General features: G+C 27.2%; 16 protein-coding genes. 10 read left to right on the plus strand and 6 right to left on the minus strand.

Going from position 1 to position 16966, the window contains the following annotated elements; translation table 11 throughout:
• Window positions 1–14 precede the first annotated feature (14 nt).
• From AQ1685_RS18485 to AQ1685_RS18505, 5 genes are all read left to right on the plus strand, one after another.
• Window positions 15–1439, plus strand: coding sequence for a zinc ribbon domain-containing protein (locus tag AQ1685_RS18485; RefSeq protein ID WP_095074569.1), 1425 nt, complete (start codon window positions 15–17; stop codon window positions 1437–1439).
• A gap of 151 nt (window positions 1440–1590) precedes the next feature.
• A complete protein-coding gene (locus AQ1685_RS18490; protein WP_095074570.1) occupies window positions 1591–2178 on the plus strand; it encodes a hypothetical protein in 588 nt (195 codons plus the stop codon).
• Window positions 2179–2239: 61 nt separating this feature from the next.
• Window positions 2240–3262: a serine hydrolase domain-containing protein gene (locus tag AQ1685_RS18495; RefSeq protein ID WP_095074571.1), complete on the plus strand. Its 1023-nt coding sequence runs from the start codon at window positions 2240–2242 to the stop codon at window positions 3260–3262.
• 126 nt (window positions 3263–3388) lie between these two features.
• Entirely contained in the window at window positions 3389–4702 is a 1314-nt protein-coding gene (locus AQ1685_RS18500) for a cytochrome ubiquinol oxidase subunit I (RefSeq protein ID WP_095074572.1), read from the plus strand.
• Window positions 4699–5721: a cytochrome d ubiquinol oxidase subunit II gene (locus AQ1685_RS18505; protein ID WP_095074573.1), complete on the plus strand. Its 1023-nt coding sequence runs from the start codon at window positions 4699–4701 to the stop codon at window positions 5719–5721. Before AQ1685_RS18500 ends, AQ1685_RS18505 begins: the two co-directional genes overlap by 4 nt.
• A gap of 79 nt (window positions 5722–5800) precedes the next feature.
• Here AQ1685_RS18505 and AQ1685_RS18510 read toward each other — a convergent pair whose 3' ends face one another.
• Window positions 5801–6091: a hypothetical protein gene (locus AQ1685_RS18510; RefSeq protein WP_095074574.1), complete on the minus strand. Its 291-nt coding sequence runs from the start codon at window positions 6089–6091 to the stop codon at window positions 5801–5803.
• Between the two features lie 128 nt (window positions 6092–6219).
• Here AQ1685_RS18510 and AQ1685_RS18515 point away from each other — a divergent pair, with 128 nt between their 5' ends.
• From AQ1685_RS18515 to AQ1685_RS18525, 3 genes are read left to right on the plus strand one after another with little or no spacing between them, the layout of a single operon-like run.
• A complete protein-coding gene (locus tag AQ1685_RS18515; RefSeq protein WP_095074575.1) occupies window positions 6220–7803 on the plus strand; it encodes a nucleotidyltransferase domain-containing protein in 1584 nt (527 codons plus the stop codon).
• Window positions 7796–9991, plus strand: coding sequence for a peptidase domain-containing ABC transporter (locus AQ1685_RS18520; protein WP_095074576.1), 2196 nt, complete (start codon window positions 7796–7798; stop codon window positions 9989–9991). Before AQ1685_RS18515 ends, AQ1685_RS18520 begins: the two co-directional genes overlap by 8 nt.
• On the plus strand, window positions 9984–11240 hold the full coding sequence (locus AQ1685_RS18525; protein ID WP_095074577.1) for an HlyD family efflux transporter periplasmic adaptor subunit: 1257 nt from the start codon (window positions 9984–9986) through the stop codon (window positions 11238–11240). The genes AQ1685_RS18520 and AQ1685_RS18525 overlap by 8 nt, the downstream gene beginning before the upstream one ends.
• A 141-nt stretch (window positions 11241–11381) precedes the next feature.
• On the opposite strand, the gene AQ1685_RS18530 is transcribed toward AQ1685_RS18525, so the two are convergent.
• From AQ1685_RS18530 to AQ1685_RS18540, 3 genes are all read right to left on the minus strand, one after another.
• Window positions 11382–11606 (minus strand): hypothetical protein, encoded by a 225-nt coding sequence (locus AQ1685_RS18530; RefSeq protein WP_095074578.1) that lies wholly within the window; start codon window positions 11604–11606, stop codon window positions 11382–11384.
• A gap of 77 nt (window positions 11607–11683) precedes the next feature.
• Window positions 11684–12250: an endonuclease V gene (locus AQ1685_RS18535; RefSeq protein ID WP_317042148.1), complete on the minus strand. Its 567-nt coding sequence runs from the start codon at window positions 12248–12250 to the stop codon at window positions 11684–11686.
• A 75-nt stretch (window positions 12251–12325) separates the two neighbouring features.
• A complete protein-coding gene (locus tag AQ1685_RS18540; protein ID WP_095074580.1) occupies window positions 12326–12661 on the minus strand; it encodes a single-stranded DNA-binding protein in 336 nt (111 codons plus the stop codon).
• Between the two features lie 169 nt (window positions 12662–12830).
• Here AQ1685_RS18540 and AQ1685_RS18545 point away from each other — a divergent pair, with 169 nt between their 5' ends.
• Window positions 12831–13184, plus strand: coding sequence for a hypothetical protein (locus tag AQ1685_RS18545; protein ID WP_095074581.1), 354 nt, complete (start codon window positions 12831–12833; stop codon window positions 13182–13184).
• Here AQ1685_RS18545 and AQ1685_RS18550 read toward each other — a convergent pair whose 3' ends face one another.
• Complete coding sequence (locus tag AQ1685_RS18550; protein ID WP_095074582.1) at window positions 13185–15572, minus strand: hypothetical protein; 2388 nt, start codon at window positions 15570–15572, stop codon at window positions 13185–13187.
• 101 nt (window positions 15573–15673) lie between these two features.
• On the opposite strand from AQ1685_RS18550, the gene AQ1685_RS18555 reads away from it, so the two are divergent.
• Window positions 15674–16348 (plus strand): hypothetical protein, encoded by a 675-nt coding sequence (locus tag AQ1685_RS18555; RefSeq protein ID WP_095074583.1) that lies wholly within the window; start codon window positions 15674–15676, stop codon window positions 16346–16348.
• Between the two features lie 6 nt (window positions 16349–16354).
• Here the strand turns inward: AQ1685_RS18555 and AQ1685_RS18560 are convergent, their stop codons facing one another.
• A complete protein-coding gene (locus tag AQ1685_RS18560; protein WP_095074584.1) occupies window positions 16355–16822 on the minus strand; it encodes a CBS domain-containing protein in 468 nt (155 codons plus the stop codon).
• Between the last annotated feature and the right edge of the window lie 144 nt (window positions 16823–16966).

Raw genomic sequence — 16966 nt, forward strand, 5'->3', positions numbered from 1 at the left:
ATTATATTATTGCTATGTTTTTTATTTTATTTGGAACAAGGTCCTCAAAATTAAAAGAAAAAGAAATTCGAGTAAATTGTTCTGCTTGTAATCAAACAACTCGTCATAGATTAATTGGAATGGCTAAATATTTTCATATTTTTTGGATTCCTTTTTTTCCACTTGCTAAAAGAACACAAATAATTTGCTCTTCTTGCACTACTATTAATAAAGATGCTACTAAACTCAGAGTTACTCAAAATTTAAAAAGGCCTTTATGGCATTTTTCTGGATTATTTTTAATCGGTTTATTAATTATTGCTCATAGCCTACTGTCGTATATTGACATGTATAACTATTCACAAGAAAAAAAAGCTTTTAAAGAGGAATTTAAAATCATAGATAAAAAAAACGATTCCTTAAAAAATGTCTTTTATAGTGATTTAAAAAAATTGTCCTTTTCACCTGAAAAAAATATTGATTCCATTAGTTCTAACATTAAAGAAAACTTTTATTTTAAAGAGTTTGGACTTGATAACAAACAAGTTTCTTTATTTTCTAAGATAAAGAAACAAAAGCTTTTAGTTTTACTAAATATTCAAGAAAAAAGTGAGCCAGATATATACTTAACAATAAAAAACATGTTAATTATAAAAGAATTAGAAAACTTTATAATTAACAATTATCATAGCAGAATCAATGATATATTTATTGGAATCTATAAAAATGAAGAATTAAAAATGTCTCATAATCAGTCATTGAAATTCTTTACGAAAAGAGATAAGGAGAACTTACTTTTACAATTCTATTTTAATCCTGAAGATAACAATTATCCTTATCTAGATTTTTTATACAATCAAACCCCTGAAGAAAATAAAGACTATAACTACATCTCAAAATTAAAAACTCTAAATAATTACAAGAAACTTAAACGAAAGAAAGTCAAAAACGATCCGAAAAAAGTTGAAAAACTATGGAATCAAATCCTAAAAAAATATAATTTTGAATATATTGAAAAAGCCAGGCCAGTTACCTATAAAGACAACTATAAATTTCTTAAAAGAACTAACAATTTAATACCCGAATCACTAGAATTACTTTTATTACACAACAACACTAATGGTCCTTTTCTTAAATATCATGAAATAATGAATAATTCATGGAAAATTATGGACAAGTTCAGCAATAATAATTACGATAATTTAAAAACTAAGGATACTTTAAAAAATAAACGAAAGGTAATACCTATAAAAGCAAGTCCTTTTTGGGTTTTGTTTTATGAAGACAATAAATATCGATATTTTATAGACTTATTACCCGATAAATATGGTTTTACGGAACAAATAATTATGGTTGATAATAACGATAATGTATCTTTTGTTGCTAGTAATCTTGAATCATTTTTGGTTCTTTACAAGGAAAAAAAAGTTCCTGTAGACCTTTACGGATGGGTTAAATAAAGTTCTAGAAATTGATACTTCAAGAAAACGTATTCAATAAAACTAGTAAAATAACTGCGCGATCAAGTTCACTCATTAAAAGATCAAGATTACTCAATATTGATTTTATATTAAACTAACAGCTAATATTTTTACTAAAAAAATCAACAAAATGAAAAATTTAGTAATCGTATTCGCTTTGTTTTTAGGATTAAATACTTTTAGCCAACAATTTGAAAAAACTGATGATTTCTACATCACTGAAATCGATTCAACAACTCGAAGAGAATACTGGGACAAATTTCCTCATGAAAATCAAAACTTACCAATCTTTTTAAAAGACAAAGACAATAATACCATCTTAGAATTATCTGTAAACTTAATGTCTTACGATGAAACTTCAGTTCATGTTTTAAATACTAATAACTTCAATAACATAAAACAAGTAGTTCGTATTACTACTTCTCATACGGCATGTTGTTCTACTTTAATTTCTCATTATCTGTGTATTACAAAAGATGGAAATATTATAAAACTACCTCAACTAGAAAATTCGCATTGTGATGGACCAGAACCTTGGATAGAATATATTTTCCCTAACCAAAAAGGCGGACAAAAAAATGAGATTCTTATGGTAGAATCTAATTATGATGCTCTAGGAAAAACCTGTGCAACAACTACTCAAAAAGCATATGCTATATACAATGGTCTATATGAGTTAATTCCTGTAAGCACTACACATCTGACTTATCACAAATAAATAATTTAAAAAAAAGAGTAACATTATAGTTTGTTTCAAGTCTTCTTAAAAAACACTTGAAATGAGACCATTATTCTTTCTATATATATTTTGTTTTTCAATAACAGGGTTCAGCCAAAGAACTGATCATGCTATTGATAGTTTGTTCAACTCATATTTTACTAACGGTACTTTTAACGGTTCTGCACTAGTTATAAAAGATAATCAGATTATATATCAAAAAGCATTAGGCTATGCCACTAGTAATAAACAAACTCAACTGTCTATACATTCTAAATTTCTTATGGGTTCCATTTATAAAGAATTCCCAGCTGTTGCTATAATGCAATTAGTAGAAAATAATAAATTAACAATTAATCAATCTATTCATAAAATCCTACCAGAATTGCCTCAATGGAGTGCTAAAATAACTATCAAGCATTTACTTCAATATTCAAGTGGATTACCAAAGGTAAATTGGAAACATTATTTTTCAAATCAAATTATTCCTACAGACAAAAGTTTATTTGAGGATATTAAGAATGTAAGCAAATTAAAGTTTACACCTGGGTCAGATTATTTATACACCAATATGAGTCCGGTTTTACTAATAAAGATTATTGAAAAAGTGACGAAGTTATCTTTTGAAGAGTACTTAACTAAAAACATGTTAAATCCTTATCAAATAGAAGGAATTAAAATAAAAGATCAGTTCCCTTTTTTAGATAAAGAAAACATGGCTATGCCTTTCAATAAAGATTTTAAAGACGATCCTTATAAAGTTGCTATAAAAAATGAACTAATCTCTTCTAATGTGAATGGACTTTATTTATGGCTGAAAAAGTTAGATGATTTTGAAATCATCTCTAAAGAATCCATGCGCTTCTTATCTCAAAAAGCAAATAAAGAAACACATACACAAGCACCTTTAGGAAGCTGTTCTTGGAAGAATAATGATATTAATATTCATCATCATCACGGATCTTCTGGTAATTTTGAATGTTTAGTTACTAGAGATAAAACTAATAATATATTCGTTATACTTTTAACCAATCAAAAGAATAGAAATTTATTCGAAATCACTAATAAAATACTCAATAATTAACAAATTAATTAAATAAAAAACAATGTGAAATCACCATTAAAAACATTGCTTTTTTGAGGTCTTATAACTAGTTTAAAAGTTGATTATTTCGTAAATTTACAAGACTTATCTTTTAAACATTTCGTTATGGAAAATATAGATGCTGCAAGACTTCAAATGGCATTCACGCTAATTTTTCATATTGTTTTTGCCTGTATCGGAATGGTTATGCCTTTTTTTATGATTGTCTCTCACAAAAAGTGGTTGAATACAGGAAATCCAGTATATTTAAAATTAACTAAAGTATGGCAAAAAGGTGTTGCCATTTTCTTTGTAACTGGTGCAGTTTCGGGTACTGCACTTTCCTTTGAACTAGGACTTTTATGGCCCGAATTTATGGAACATGCCGGACCTATAATCGGTATGCCCTTTTCTCTTGAAGGAGCTGCTTTTTTTGTTGAAGCAATTGCTCTTGGTTTTTATTTATATGGATGGGATAAAATCTCTCCAAAATTTCATTGGTTTACAGGAGTTATTGTTGGAATTGCAGGTGTTGCGTCTGGAATTTTAGTAGTTTCTGCTAACGGTTGGATGAACGCTCCATCTGGCTTTGATTATGTTGATGGACAATTCTTAAATATTGATCCAGTAAAAGCATTACTTAATCCAGCGTGGTTTACACAAGCTTTACATATGGTTTTAGCTGCTTTTACAGCAACTGGATTTGCAGTGGCCGGTATTCATGCTTTTCAGATTTTAAAGAATAAACAAACTGAAATTCATAAGAAAGCTTTTAAAATAGCTATTACATTTGGGGCAATTGCAGCAATTTTACAACCGATTAGCGGAGATATTTCTGCAAAAGATGTTGCGCAACGCCAACCTGTAAAATTAGCCGCTATGGAAGCACACTACGAAACTTCTAAAGGTGTTCCTTTATATATCGGTGGAATTGTAGATCAAGAGAAAAAAGAAGTTAAATACAAAATTGAAATTCCGAAAGCTTTGTCTTTTTTAGCTTTTGGTGACTTTGATGCTGAAGTAAAAGGTTTAAACGACTTTCCTGAAGATGAAATTCCAAATGTTGCTATTGTACATTATGCATTTCAAATCATGGTTGGTTTAGGCGGACTTTTACTCATGGCTGGAGTTTTCTTTTTCTTTGTAAACAGCAAGAAAAAACAATGGTTAGATAAAAAACTGTTCTGGAAATTATTTGCTTTTTTAGCTCCTACTGGATTCATTGCTTTAGAAGCTGGTTGGATTGTTACTGAAGTTGGAAGGCAACCTTGGATTATTCACAAAATTATGAGAACTAAAGATGCTGTAACTCCCATGCCAGGAATTCAGTATAGTTTTTATTTGTATGTTTTCTTGTATTCTATTTTAACTGTAACCGTAGCTTGGTTGTTAAGCAGACAGATAAAATCATTAAATAACTCACCTAAATTAAGTGTATGATAGCTGTTGTTTTATTTTTTTTAGCCTTTTCTCTTTTATTATATGTTTTGTTGGGTGGCGCCGATTTTGGTGCTGGAATTATTGAATTATTTTCTTCTGAAGATAATCAGAAAATCACTAAAAAGACAATTTATAGAGTGATGGGACCCGTTTGGGAAGCAAACCATATTTGGATTATCATTTTAATTGTAATTCTTTGGGTTGCTTTTCCTCAATATTATAAAGTAATGGTTACTTCTTTACATATTCCTATTACTTTAATGCTAATTGGAATTACTTTACGTGGTGTTGCTTTTATTTTTAGACATTATGATGCTTATGTGGATAAATCTCAACGTATTTACAATTGGTTATTTCGTGTTTCTAGTTTAGTTACGCCGATTTTCCTTGGGATGATTTTTGGCGGAATGATTTCTAGTAAAATTATATTACCAACTGATACTATTATACCATCTTTTGCTGAAGCTTATATTACACCTTGGTTTAATATGTTTTCGTTCTTAGTCGGGCTATTTTTTGCTAGTTTATGTGCTTTCTTATCTGCTGTATTATTAATTGGTGAAGCTGATCAAGAAGGATATCCTGTATATGTTAGAAAAGCTAAAATTGCTACAATTGTTGTAGTTTTACTTGGCTTCATTACAATTGCTTACGGATATATTACTGATACTTATTTTGTAAATGGAATTATTAAAAACCCTATTAGCGTAGGAATGATTCTTCTTTCTGCTTTAGGATTAATTCCCCTATGGTTTGCCGTGAAAAAAGGAAATAGAATTAATAGCAGAATTTATGCAGGATTGCAAGTGATACTGATTATCGCTGTAGCTTTAATTCCTCATTTCCCACATTTACTTTTAATTGAAAACGACAGTATGAGTCTTCTTGAAGATGTTGCACCTGACTCAGTAATTCGAGTACTCGGAATTTCTTTAATCGTTGGTGGATTAATTATTATTCCTGGATTATTTCATCTATTGAAATCATTTAAATTGATTAAAATTTTAGAAAAAAATTAAATATATTTTAGATTTAAATTAAATTTTAAAAGGCAAGAAACATATTAATATTTCTTGCCTTTTATGAAAAAATGATTAATTAATAACCGTAATCGTAATCATAATTCTGACCACCTCCACTACTAGATCCAGATGAGCTAGAGCCTGATGAATTAGAGCTAGAATCATTATTATTGTTATCATTGTTATTATTATTATGATAATCGTCATAATCTTCATAATGCTCATCCTCACCATCATAGCCATCAAAAAGATCTTCATAATAATCCCATTCGTCTTCTATGTACTCACCATAGTAGTCAGTTCCTCCATAGATTTTCTTTTGAACTTCCTCAGAAACTTGAGGAAAACTTAACTGTAATTTTTCCATATCATTTTAATTAATAAGTTAGAAATATGCTGGAAATTAAATTAAATCAATTAAAAGAAGTAACATGTATTTTCTCATAGAATTTATATAATTTCGCAACTTTGTTTTAAACAAAATTAATTAAATCTATGAAAATTGAAAAAGAAAAAATTGATTCTTTTGTAAGGGAATATTATCCTAAACCTTATGCAGTTTTAATATCAGGAAGTTATGTAGATGGTAACAATAACGAATTTTCGGATATTGATGTATTAATTTTCACTACGAAAAGAAAAAAGCTTTTCAGTGAAATGATATCTTACAATAAATTAAAAATTCAGTCTATTATTATACCTGTTCAAATTCTTCAAGAACTTTTATGGGTTGATTATATTACCTGTAAAGGTGCTTACATTAATATGATATCTAAAGGTTATATTCTTAAAGACACTAAATTATTTTTAAAAAACTTTAAAACGCATTGTATTGATTTACAACAAAACGGAGGAAGAAAATTATCACATGAAGAAGTATTTAAATTAAGAGTAAAAATAACTTCTTTATTGGATGATGTTAAAGGAAACAACAATTTTGAAGAACTTTTTCTCACAATTTGGGATCTTATAGACTCATTGACAATTTTAAAACTGAAATTTAATGGTAATTGGTGTGGTAATGATAAACACAGAATGAGACAAATAAAAAAATTAGATGAAACACTATACCACAATATTAATAAGGCAATAAATAGCTTTTATATAGAAAAAGATAAAACTCATCTTATACAACTTGTTGAAAATGAAATAAAATATTTTGGAGGCTTGTTACCATATTATAACTATTCCAATGTTACTTATTCAAAGGTTTCTGCCAATTATCTAGTAATACAAATTAGTCTTAAAGATAAGAGTGAGAAAGATGCTATTATTCATTGTATAGAAAAAATCAGAAAGGTTCTGGAAAAAATAAAGGAGTATAAAATTTTAAATTATTATTACTTTATTTCTTCTTCTATAGGTTTTAATGATGAAAACCAAAATATTTATTTTGTTATTGACACAGAACAGAATTTTATTAACGATTATTTAGTAGATAGATTAAAATTTTTACTAGAAAAGGAAAATAAACTCAAAATTATTTTTCCTTTCAGATTTGACCCTAGATATAGGTTCTCTTCTGATTCGATTTATATAAAAACAGCCCCTATTTTTTATAAGACTTCACAATTGTTAATAGATAAACCTCATTTTGCTTTAGATCAAAATTTTCAATTAGTTTTTGCTATTTCATTTTTTAAAGAGACACAAAAAAAATGGTTTTCCAAAGACACAAAGTTCAAATCTTTTCTAAACTATCTATTCAACTATTGGTTTCCTTCATCTTATGATGATGGAGTTAGCAGTAGTACTAAAGAATTATTATATAAAAGGGAAAAAACATTATCTGAATTTAACTCTCTTTTTTCTAAACAGGAAACAAGTCTTAAAGAAATTCTTATCCATAACGAATTTACATATTATGACATTACCAAAGATCTAGAAAATATTGAAAACATAGATGAAATACCTCTCTTTAAAACACACTTAATAACATTTGATTTACCTGAACATGAATTAAAAAAATGGACACTGTATAAAGAGATTTTATATAGGGTTTTATCTATCATTTTAATTGATGACTATTTTATATCATATATACCTTTTGTAATGCTTAAACTCAAAGAAAATGAATAAAAATTTCCCTGTTTTTAAGCAAAAAGGAAATAACAGTTGTGGTTTATTTTGCTTGAAAATAATAGCCAAATATTATTCTGGATTTTTCAACGAAGCACCATATCTTAAAATTCTAGAAGAAAAGGGACTATCAATATATTCATTATGTAGAATAGCGGAATCGAATGGCTTTAGAACTAACGCATACAAAGTATCGTATGAGCAATTAACTACTATAACTAAGCCCGTAATTATTCATATAAATGAAAATCATTTTGTAGTATTATATAAAATTATAAAAGATACTGTATATATATCTGATCCAGCTAAAGGATTAATTACTTATGATAAAACTGACTTTTTAAAACTGTGGTTAAATAAAGAATTTGGAGATGGTATGGTAATTTCGTTAACTCCATCAGAAAGTCTTGTTAATATAACATCAAAAAAAGCAACTTATGTAGCTGCAATCAATTTTTTATTTAGGCATTTAAATCCCTACAAGAAAAATTTACTTTACTTAATTGGGGTAATGCTAATTATATCTCTTGTCTACTCAATACTACCTTTTTTAACTAGATCTATTATTGATATTGGTGTTGAGGGTAAAGATTTCAATTTCATTATTATAATTTTAATAGCAAATATATGCTTACTTTTTTTTAGGAGTGTAGGTGAATGGATTAGATCGTCTATATCACTTCATATTGCTAGTAGGATGAAAATATCTATAATTACAGATTATTTTATCAAACTTTTTTCATTGCCTGCCAATTTTGTTGAAAATATGATGATTGGAGATATCATACAAAGATCAAGAGATCAGGAAAGAATTCAACAGTTCATATCTAATTCTGCTATTTCTGTTCTTATGTCTCTACTAATTCTTTTTATATATTCTATAATCTTATTCGTTTTTAACTTTAATTTATTCTTAATATTCTTAATATCAACTGTTTTTTATATTTCTTGGATAACTCTTTTTTTTAATATTAGAAAAAAAATGGATACAAAGTATTATAAATTAATGGGGGAAAATCAGAGTTCATGGATTGAATTATTAAAGAACTTTGAAGATATTAAGTTAAATAATTATGCTACAAATAGAAGGTGGAAATGGGAAAAAATTCAGGTTTCAATTTATGGCGTTGGTATTAAATTATTGAATGTAGATAGATTGCAAAAACTTGGAGCAGACTTTATTAACGGGGTTAAAGACATATGCTTAACTTTTTATGCCGCATTTCTTGTTATAGAAGGAAAAATGTCTATAGGAACATTAATCTCTATTCAGTTCATTGCTGGTCAACTTAATGGTCCTGTTATGGAATTGGTTAATTTTATTAAGTCATCACAATCTGCTTTCATTAGTTTTTTAAGACTAAATGAAATTAATAGTATGGAAGAAGAACAAAAAAGTGATCAACCATTAACAAGGAGCTTTTCGGAAACCAATAATGACATTCGCTTTGAAAATGTGTCTTTCAAATACAAAGGAACTAGAAACCTAATTTTAAAGAATCTCACTTTCAGCATTCCTGAACACAAAACAACTGTTATAGTTGGAACAAGTGGAAGTGGAAAAACAACCTTAATGAAATTGATTTCTAAAGTTTACACAGATTATAATGGCGAAATTTTTATTGGTAACACTAATTTAAAAAACTTTGACAATAGTTTTCTACGAAAAAAAACAGGTTTTGTCTTTCAAGACAGCACTTTATACAAAGACACTATATTAAATAATATTGTACTATCAGAAGAAAATGATTATACACCGAAACTATTAGATAAAGTTTTAAGTTGGGTTAATTTAAGCGATGAAATTGCTAATTTTCCTGATGGATTAAACACAAAACTAAATGAAGGAGGAAAAGGATTAAGTCAAGGTCAAAAACAAAGATTACTATTAGCTCGTGCATTATTTAAAAGACCAAAATTTCTGATTTTAGATGAAATTACAAATGCAGTGGACTCTGAAAACGCAGAAAATATCACTAATTTATTTTTAAAAGGACTTAAAAATCAAACTATAATTATTGCCTCTCATAAACTTTCTACTATACGTTGTGCAGACAATATTTTAGTTATGGAAAATGGAAAGTTAATAAACTCTGGCACTTATAAAAGCTTAATAGAAGATAAGAACTCCTTATTATTCAAAATGTTCCAAAAAGAAATAAGTAAAAATACTTTTGAAGATGTATAACAAAAAGTACCAATCCGAAGAACTAAGGGAAATAACTTTGAGCAGTAATATTTTCAATTATAAAGTTGTAATTGCATACATACTTATATTCTTGTTTATTATTATCTCTTTAGGTTTCTTAGTTAAATATCCAGAAAAAATAATTGGTAACGTATTTATTGTTTCGAAACAGCAGGTTAATAAAATTTCGTCTCCCAGTACGGGTAAAATAACTTTATTTATAAACGAAAATTCCACTGTTAAACAATCAGATATTCTGGCGCTAATAGAGACTCCTACATCCTATAAAGATATCTTATTTCTAAAAAAACAATTGAGCTTATTTAATATAGATAGTATAAAAAAATCTATCCAACTCTATGATTACAATCAGAATTTAAGGCTAGGTAATGTTGAGCATAACTATAATAATTTCCTAGGAGCTTTATTCGAGTATATTACCCTGATAGAAACAGATATAAATAAAATAGAAATTAATAATATATCAAATATTATCAACCGAAATAAAAATAAAATAAAGGATAATAACTACTTATATCATATTACTATTGAAAAATCTAAACTCATAAAAAATATTCTTAAATCGGATTCAATACTTTATAAATATAATACTATTGTTCAAAGTAAGTTTAATAAATCGAAAATTGACATGTTAAACATAAATGAGAAAAGATTAGATATAGAAAAGTTGAATAAAGATTTAAATTATAACAATGAAGAATTATTAGATAAAATAAAACTCCTCAAAAAACAAAGATTAGAACTTTTTTTAAAAGCTGAATTTAATGTGAAAAAGTATTTTTTCGAATTAAAAACAGCCATTGATTTTTGGGAATATAATCATCTTATTAAAGCACCAATTTCAGGTAAAGTTGAATTTAATCAACCATTTTTTAACACAGATCAACATGTTTTAAAAAACACACCTTTATTCACTATACTTCCTGAAGCTAATGCGATTATGGCTAAAGGTGTTTTAAATGCAAGTGGTTATGGAAATTTATCTATTCATGATACTATTTTCATTAAACTTAACGATTACCCATATAATGAGTATGGCGACTTGAAAGGAGTAGTTAAAAATAAATCTAGAGTATATTTAGATTCTGTTTATTATATCGATGTAAAACTTCCGAATGGATTAAAAACGAGCTTAAACCATAATATTCCTTTTTCCCATAATATGTCTGGACAACTTGAATTTTATTCAAAAAAACTAAGTATAATTGAAAGAATGTTCAACAGGTAATAAGATTCTTTTTTGTGCTTTAGAATTAATTATTATTCCTGGATTATTTCATTTATTAAAATCATTTAAATTGATTAAAATTCTAGAAAAAAAAATTAAATAAAAAAGCTAACTATTAATAGTTAGCTTTTTTGTTATTTCTTATGTTATTATTAAATCAGCATCATTTTTTATATGACTACAGCAAGGGTGAAACATCATATCAGGATCTGTATAACATAACTCTTCAATACAAGGTTCAGGAAAAGGACCTTCTGGTACATGATCGTAATCAGGACCTCTATATGGAGTTCCTAAACCTCCTTCAATTTGTTTTTGCTCTGATTTTTCTAATTCTAGTCCAAGATTTTTAATTTTTGTTATCATAGTTTTTAAATTTTCAAAAAATATAAAACAATTTAATTTAAATCATATTAAAAAAACTTCATTAACTATTTATTAACTTATTCCCTCGTCTTAGTATCTAGAACTTTTAATAGTGTAGGCATACGGTAATTACCATCCATATCTTTAATAGCATTATAAGCTTCTTTTAAATCCAAACCTATTGCAGAAACATATAATGGCTTTTTACTTTCCCCTCGAAACAGTTCTTTAGCAAATTTGTTTTCTACGTTAAACTGAGACTTCGCAACACCAATTACAGGAATAGTTTTATTCAACTCTTCGTATAAATATCCACCTAAACCTAATTTTCCTTCATTATTAAGAATAGCATAACCGTCGACAATAATAAGTTCTACTTCTTCTAAATTATACTTTTTTAAAAGACTTAGAATACAAGGTAATTCTCTCTTGTAAAATGACCCTGGTTCATATTCTGGAACATCTTTAATAATTTCATCTTTAATTTCTGTTGGCTCAGCGTCTGTTATTTTATTAAAACTAACACAAACTGTTTTAGCTTTATTATCAAAATAATATGTATCAAAAGCAAGAATCATAGCTATTTGTTGGTTTAAATTTTTGTGTAAAATTAAAAAAAGAATAGAAAAAATAAGATGAAGCAAATGAAAAAAAACCAGTAGTTAGACTACTGGTTTTTCTTCTTTTTCAATTCAATACGTTTCTAGCAAATTTCCCCTCTACTTATTACCTAACATTAAAAGTTCATTACATACAACTTCTGTAACATAGCGTTTTTCACCTTCATTAGTTTCATAACTTCGAGATGTTAATTTTCCTTCAACCATTATCTCACTTCCTTTGTCTAAATAATTTTCTATTATTTCAGCAGTTTTGTTCCATGCCACTATCGTGTGCCATTGTGTATCTGTTATTTTTTCTCCTTGTGAATTTTTGTACGTTTCATTGGTAGCGATAGAAAATCTAGCTATCTTCTTTCCAGAGTCTAGATTAATAATTTCTGGTTTGTTTCCTAAGTGACCAATTAACTGTACTTTGTTTTTTAGTGCATTCATGATATTAATTATTGTTTAAACAGTTAAGATTAAAATTGTTGTTCTTGTGAACTAACACTGCAAAGATGCAACCTATTTGAAGTTAGAGTCGGTTGCAAAATAGTTACTTTCGATTGTAAACGTTTGTAGTCGATTACATTCGGATAAATTTGTATATTTGGACCATATGATGGAAAAAAGAAATTGTCTTGAATGTGGCGCGCCTCTAAAAGGTAGAGCTGATCAAAAGTTTTGTTCAGATTACTGTAGAAACTCGTATAATAATCGAGTAGATAAAGACACCAAAAATTTAATTAGGAATATTAATAATAGGCTGAAAAAAAATTATAAAGTTCTTTCTGACTTAAATACAAAAGGAAAAACAAAAGTATCTCGAACAAAATTGTACGATAAAGGTTTTGATTTTAAACTATTTACTTCACTTTATCAGACAAAAACAGGTAATATTTATTATTACGTTTACAATCAAGGATACTTAGAATTAGAAAATGAATTATATTTATTAGTAAAATTAGATGATTAATTATTTCACTTCAAAACTGAAATAGTAAGTTCCTAATAACCCATCTTGACTATTCACTTCAATGCTCGCTTGATATAAACCCCTCACCTCACTTGTTGTAAATTCTATTTCAAACTCTCCATTTTGTTGATTAAGAAGATATGGATTCCAATATAAATTTGTTCTTAAATCATAGAAGTTTTCTATTTTTTCCTTTTTTGGGTAATCATAAAAACCTTTTAAGTGTAGCATATTGCTAACTACACTTTTTTCTTTTTTTATTTTAGATTCTGGCTTCTTATAAACTACTCTTTCACCTCCATTAATAAAATATTCTTGTCCATCTATTGGTTTTATACCTCCAAATTTATGATTTGTACAATTTAAAATATTGTACTCAATACACACATAATCAAACACAGAACCTTTGTACAACTTACTTACTCCAAATGGCTTAGGTTTTCTCACTTTTTTAGTGACCACTACTTCATCTAATGAATTTAAATAATCAAAACTAAAATCTTCAAGATACTTCTTCGATATTTTTTTTCTACTTAAAAAGTCTATATTATTTGTAATATTGATATTAGGTTTCTTTAGAATTTCTTCTGATTGTATCAGAAAATCAAAATTTGTAAATAAATGCGTTTCATTATTACCATAAGCGAGGGTTAAATTCTCATTATCCATTTCTTGTAATTGAGAAGGTGTTATTTTAAAATTCCCTAATGAATCAACAGCTACTGAGTTTACTTTTTTTCCTCCTAAAACAGGAATCATTTTATTTTTTTCGACAACCAAATTATTTAGCAATCCTCTTCCATATAATTTACCTATTATATCTTCACTGTAAAGTTTAGACTGCCTCTTATAATTTGAATCATTCTTTTTGAAATAGTTATTTAACATTAAATGATCTAAAGACTTTGAATAGCTTTTTATAAAATATCTTTTTGATGAAGGTATTCTTTCTTTTGAGTTTTTAATTAAATGATAATACGAACTTAGATTAATACCTTCTTCATTAAAAATACTTTTTTCATTACTTATTCTTACAGAAGCTACAGCTCTCTTTATTTGATTTTGATCATCTAGGATTTTAAATTTTAGCTTTACCTTCTCTTTAGGCTGGTATTTTTTTCTGATACTTTTCAACGGTTTTACACGTAATTTTTTATGTTGATTCACAAATACTGCTCTAGAAGCTAAAACAGTTTGATTTGTGTCTAACAAATCTAGATACACTATGCCCATATTAAGATCTTGCACATGTACTGGAAAACTCACTAAACTTTGTAAAGAAGAAATAAACTCATTATGAATTTCTTTTCCATTATAATAGGCCTTTAAAGTAAAGGTCTTAGTGCTTTTAAAATTAACTGGATTCAAATCTACTTTTAGAGTTTTTCCTTTATCTGTAACTTTTAGATACACTCCCGACTTTTTAAATTCTGGAAAACTAACACTAAATTCTTTTGTGTTTATATTAGTTTTAATAGAATATTTTTTTTCGTTTTTAAAATGATGTGTAACTGATGTTACTCCTCCTTCTAGCTTTAATTCTTGTATTTTTTGATCATCTTCATACAAAAAGATTTTTCCCTGAATAGATTCATTCCATTCATTAAAAACTTTAATTCCTACTCTCTGTTTAATTCCTGAAAATAAATGTCCTCCTTCTGGAAAAAAACGCACATTAAAATGATTTTTAAACTTAGGCGGAATTAAATTAATAACCTCTTCTCTTTTTCCTGCATCATCGAAAACTGTAAAGACTATCCTACTAAAATCAATTTTAGAAATATCCTTTAACTTAAAAGTAACTATTCCTTTATCGTTTGTTTTTATCTTTTGCTTTCTACTTCTTCCAGACTTTGTCTTGTAAACTAATTGAGTTTTTACGTTTTTATAAGGAGCATATTTTCTGTCGTTAACTTTAAAACTAGCAAATAATTGACTAGAAATACTATCGCGTTCTAGATTGTATGTTATGTGTAATCTTTTATGAAAATTTTGTTCTATGTAAAATGGTTTTTGAGCTCGAATATTGAAATTTTCATTTATGGAATTTACCGTAAATACATTTAAAAAGTATAATCCATTCTTCATTACATCACTCAATTTATATCTTCCTTTACAGACACCTCTATCTATAGGAAACTTATGGCTAAATTTTACATTTTTATGAATATCTAAAATCTGTAAATACAAAATTTCACTAGCATAAGAAGGCTTTAATGTTCTTGAATTTAAAATGGTTACTTTAAATTTTATTTCTTCTCCAGAAGTAAAAATATCTTTATTTGTTTGAATGTATAAAGATTCTAACGGAATAGGTTTAGCGACATGTTGTGAATTTATATACAACACACTAAAAAATAAATAAAGAAAAGTAATATACTTCTTCATAGCAATACTAAATACTAGAAATTAATCTAATAGACACTAAGTTAAACAAAATCATGTAACGTTTTGAGGATTTACGCTACTTATAGTTAAAAATTGTCTTTATGTATATTGTTTTCATTATAATTATCACATTCGGTTCAGTTATTTTCTTGGCTAATTATTATAGTAGTAAAAAAGTTTTAATTCGAAAACTTAAAGAAATTCCTAACGCTTCAGTAAATAACTTAAAAACAAATCAGCTTACTAAAATTACAGGTAAAGCACTGCATATAAATGAACCTCTAATCGCGCCTTTTAGTAAACGTAAATGTGTATTTTATAGAATTAAGATAGAACAAAAGAAACATAATGGAAATACTCCTACTTGGGTTACTGTAGCTAAAGAAGAGAAAATTCAGCCTTTCTTTCTAATGAAAAATGGTGAATATGTAATGGTTCAACCTTCTCAAGACTTAAAAAATTTTAAAGCACATTTAGTTGTAGATAAAAAACACTCAACCAGTACTTTTAATGGTGCATCTCCAGAATTTCAAAAATTATTAGATCGATATCATATTAAAAGTAAAGCTTTCTTAGGTTTTAATAAATCTTTACGTTACAAAGAAGCTATCGTAGAAATTAATGAAGAAATTACAGTTGCTGGAATTGGTAAGTGGAAAAATTTAAACGAACCTATAGAGGGATATACGTACTCTAAAATAGCAACTCTAGAAAGTAACGATAATCAAAAATTATTGATTACTGACTTGCCTAAAGAACGGATAAATAAAAAGTAAGATTATTTATTTCCAAGAATTACCTTTCATTTTTAACGCAGCTTTTAAAATATCTTTCTGACTTATTTGTCCGATTAATTTCCCATTTTCTAAAATTGGAAATCGTCTTCTTTTTGATTTTAGAAACTGATTTGCTGCATCAAAAATATTCATATTACCATCTATTGTTTCTACTTCGGTAGCCATTGCCCTTTCTACAGTATTATCTTTATCCACCGGTAAATTATAATATCTACTTTCTGAAATGTGTTTGATACAATCTCCTTCAGAAATTATACCTATCAACTCGTTATTTTCATTAACAACTGGACCCCCAGAAATTCTATTCGCTACAAGTGTTGCTATAACATCTTCTAGTGATTGATTCTTAGAAAAAGTAATTAAATTTTTTGTCATGTAATCAGAAACTAAAATAGGCTCTGTTTCTTTCTTTAAAACTGCTGTACGCTTGCCTTGAAAACTCTTTATTCCCATAATTAATTGATTTGTAAGATATTAAATATAGTGATTTTCAGCTAATTATAAAAACAAGGGCATTATAAATCGTATTCTTGAAGGTAGTAAAGCTCTAGAAAAATAAAGTCAACATCAACTTTTAAAAAATAATATTAAGGTATT

Origin of the sequence: Tenacibaculum jejuense, assembly GCF_900198195.1 — a bacterium.
GTDB classification, from domain to species: domain Bacteria; phylum Bacteroidota; class Bacteroidia; order Flavobacteriales; family Flavobacteriaceae; genus Polaribacter; species Polaribacter jejuensis.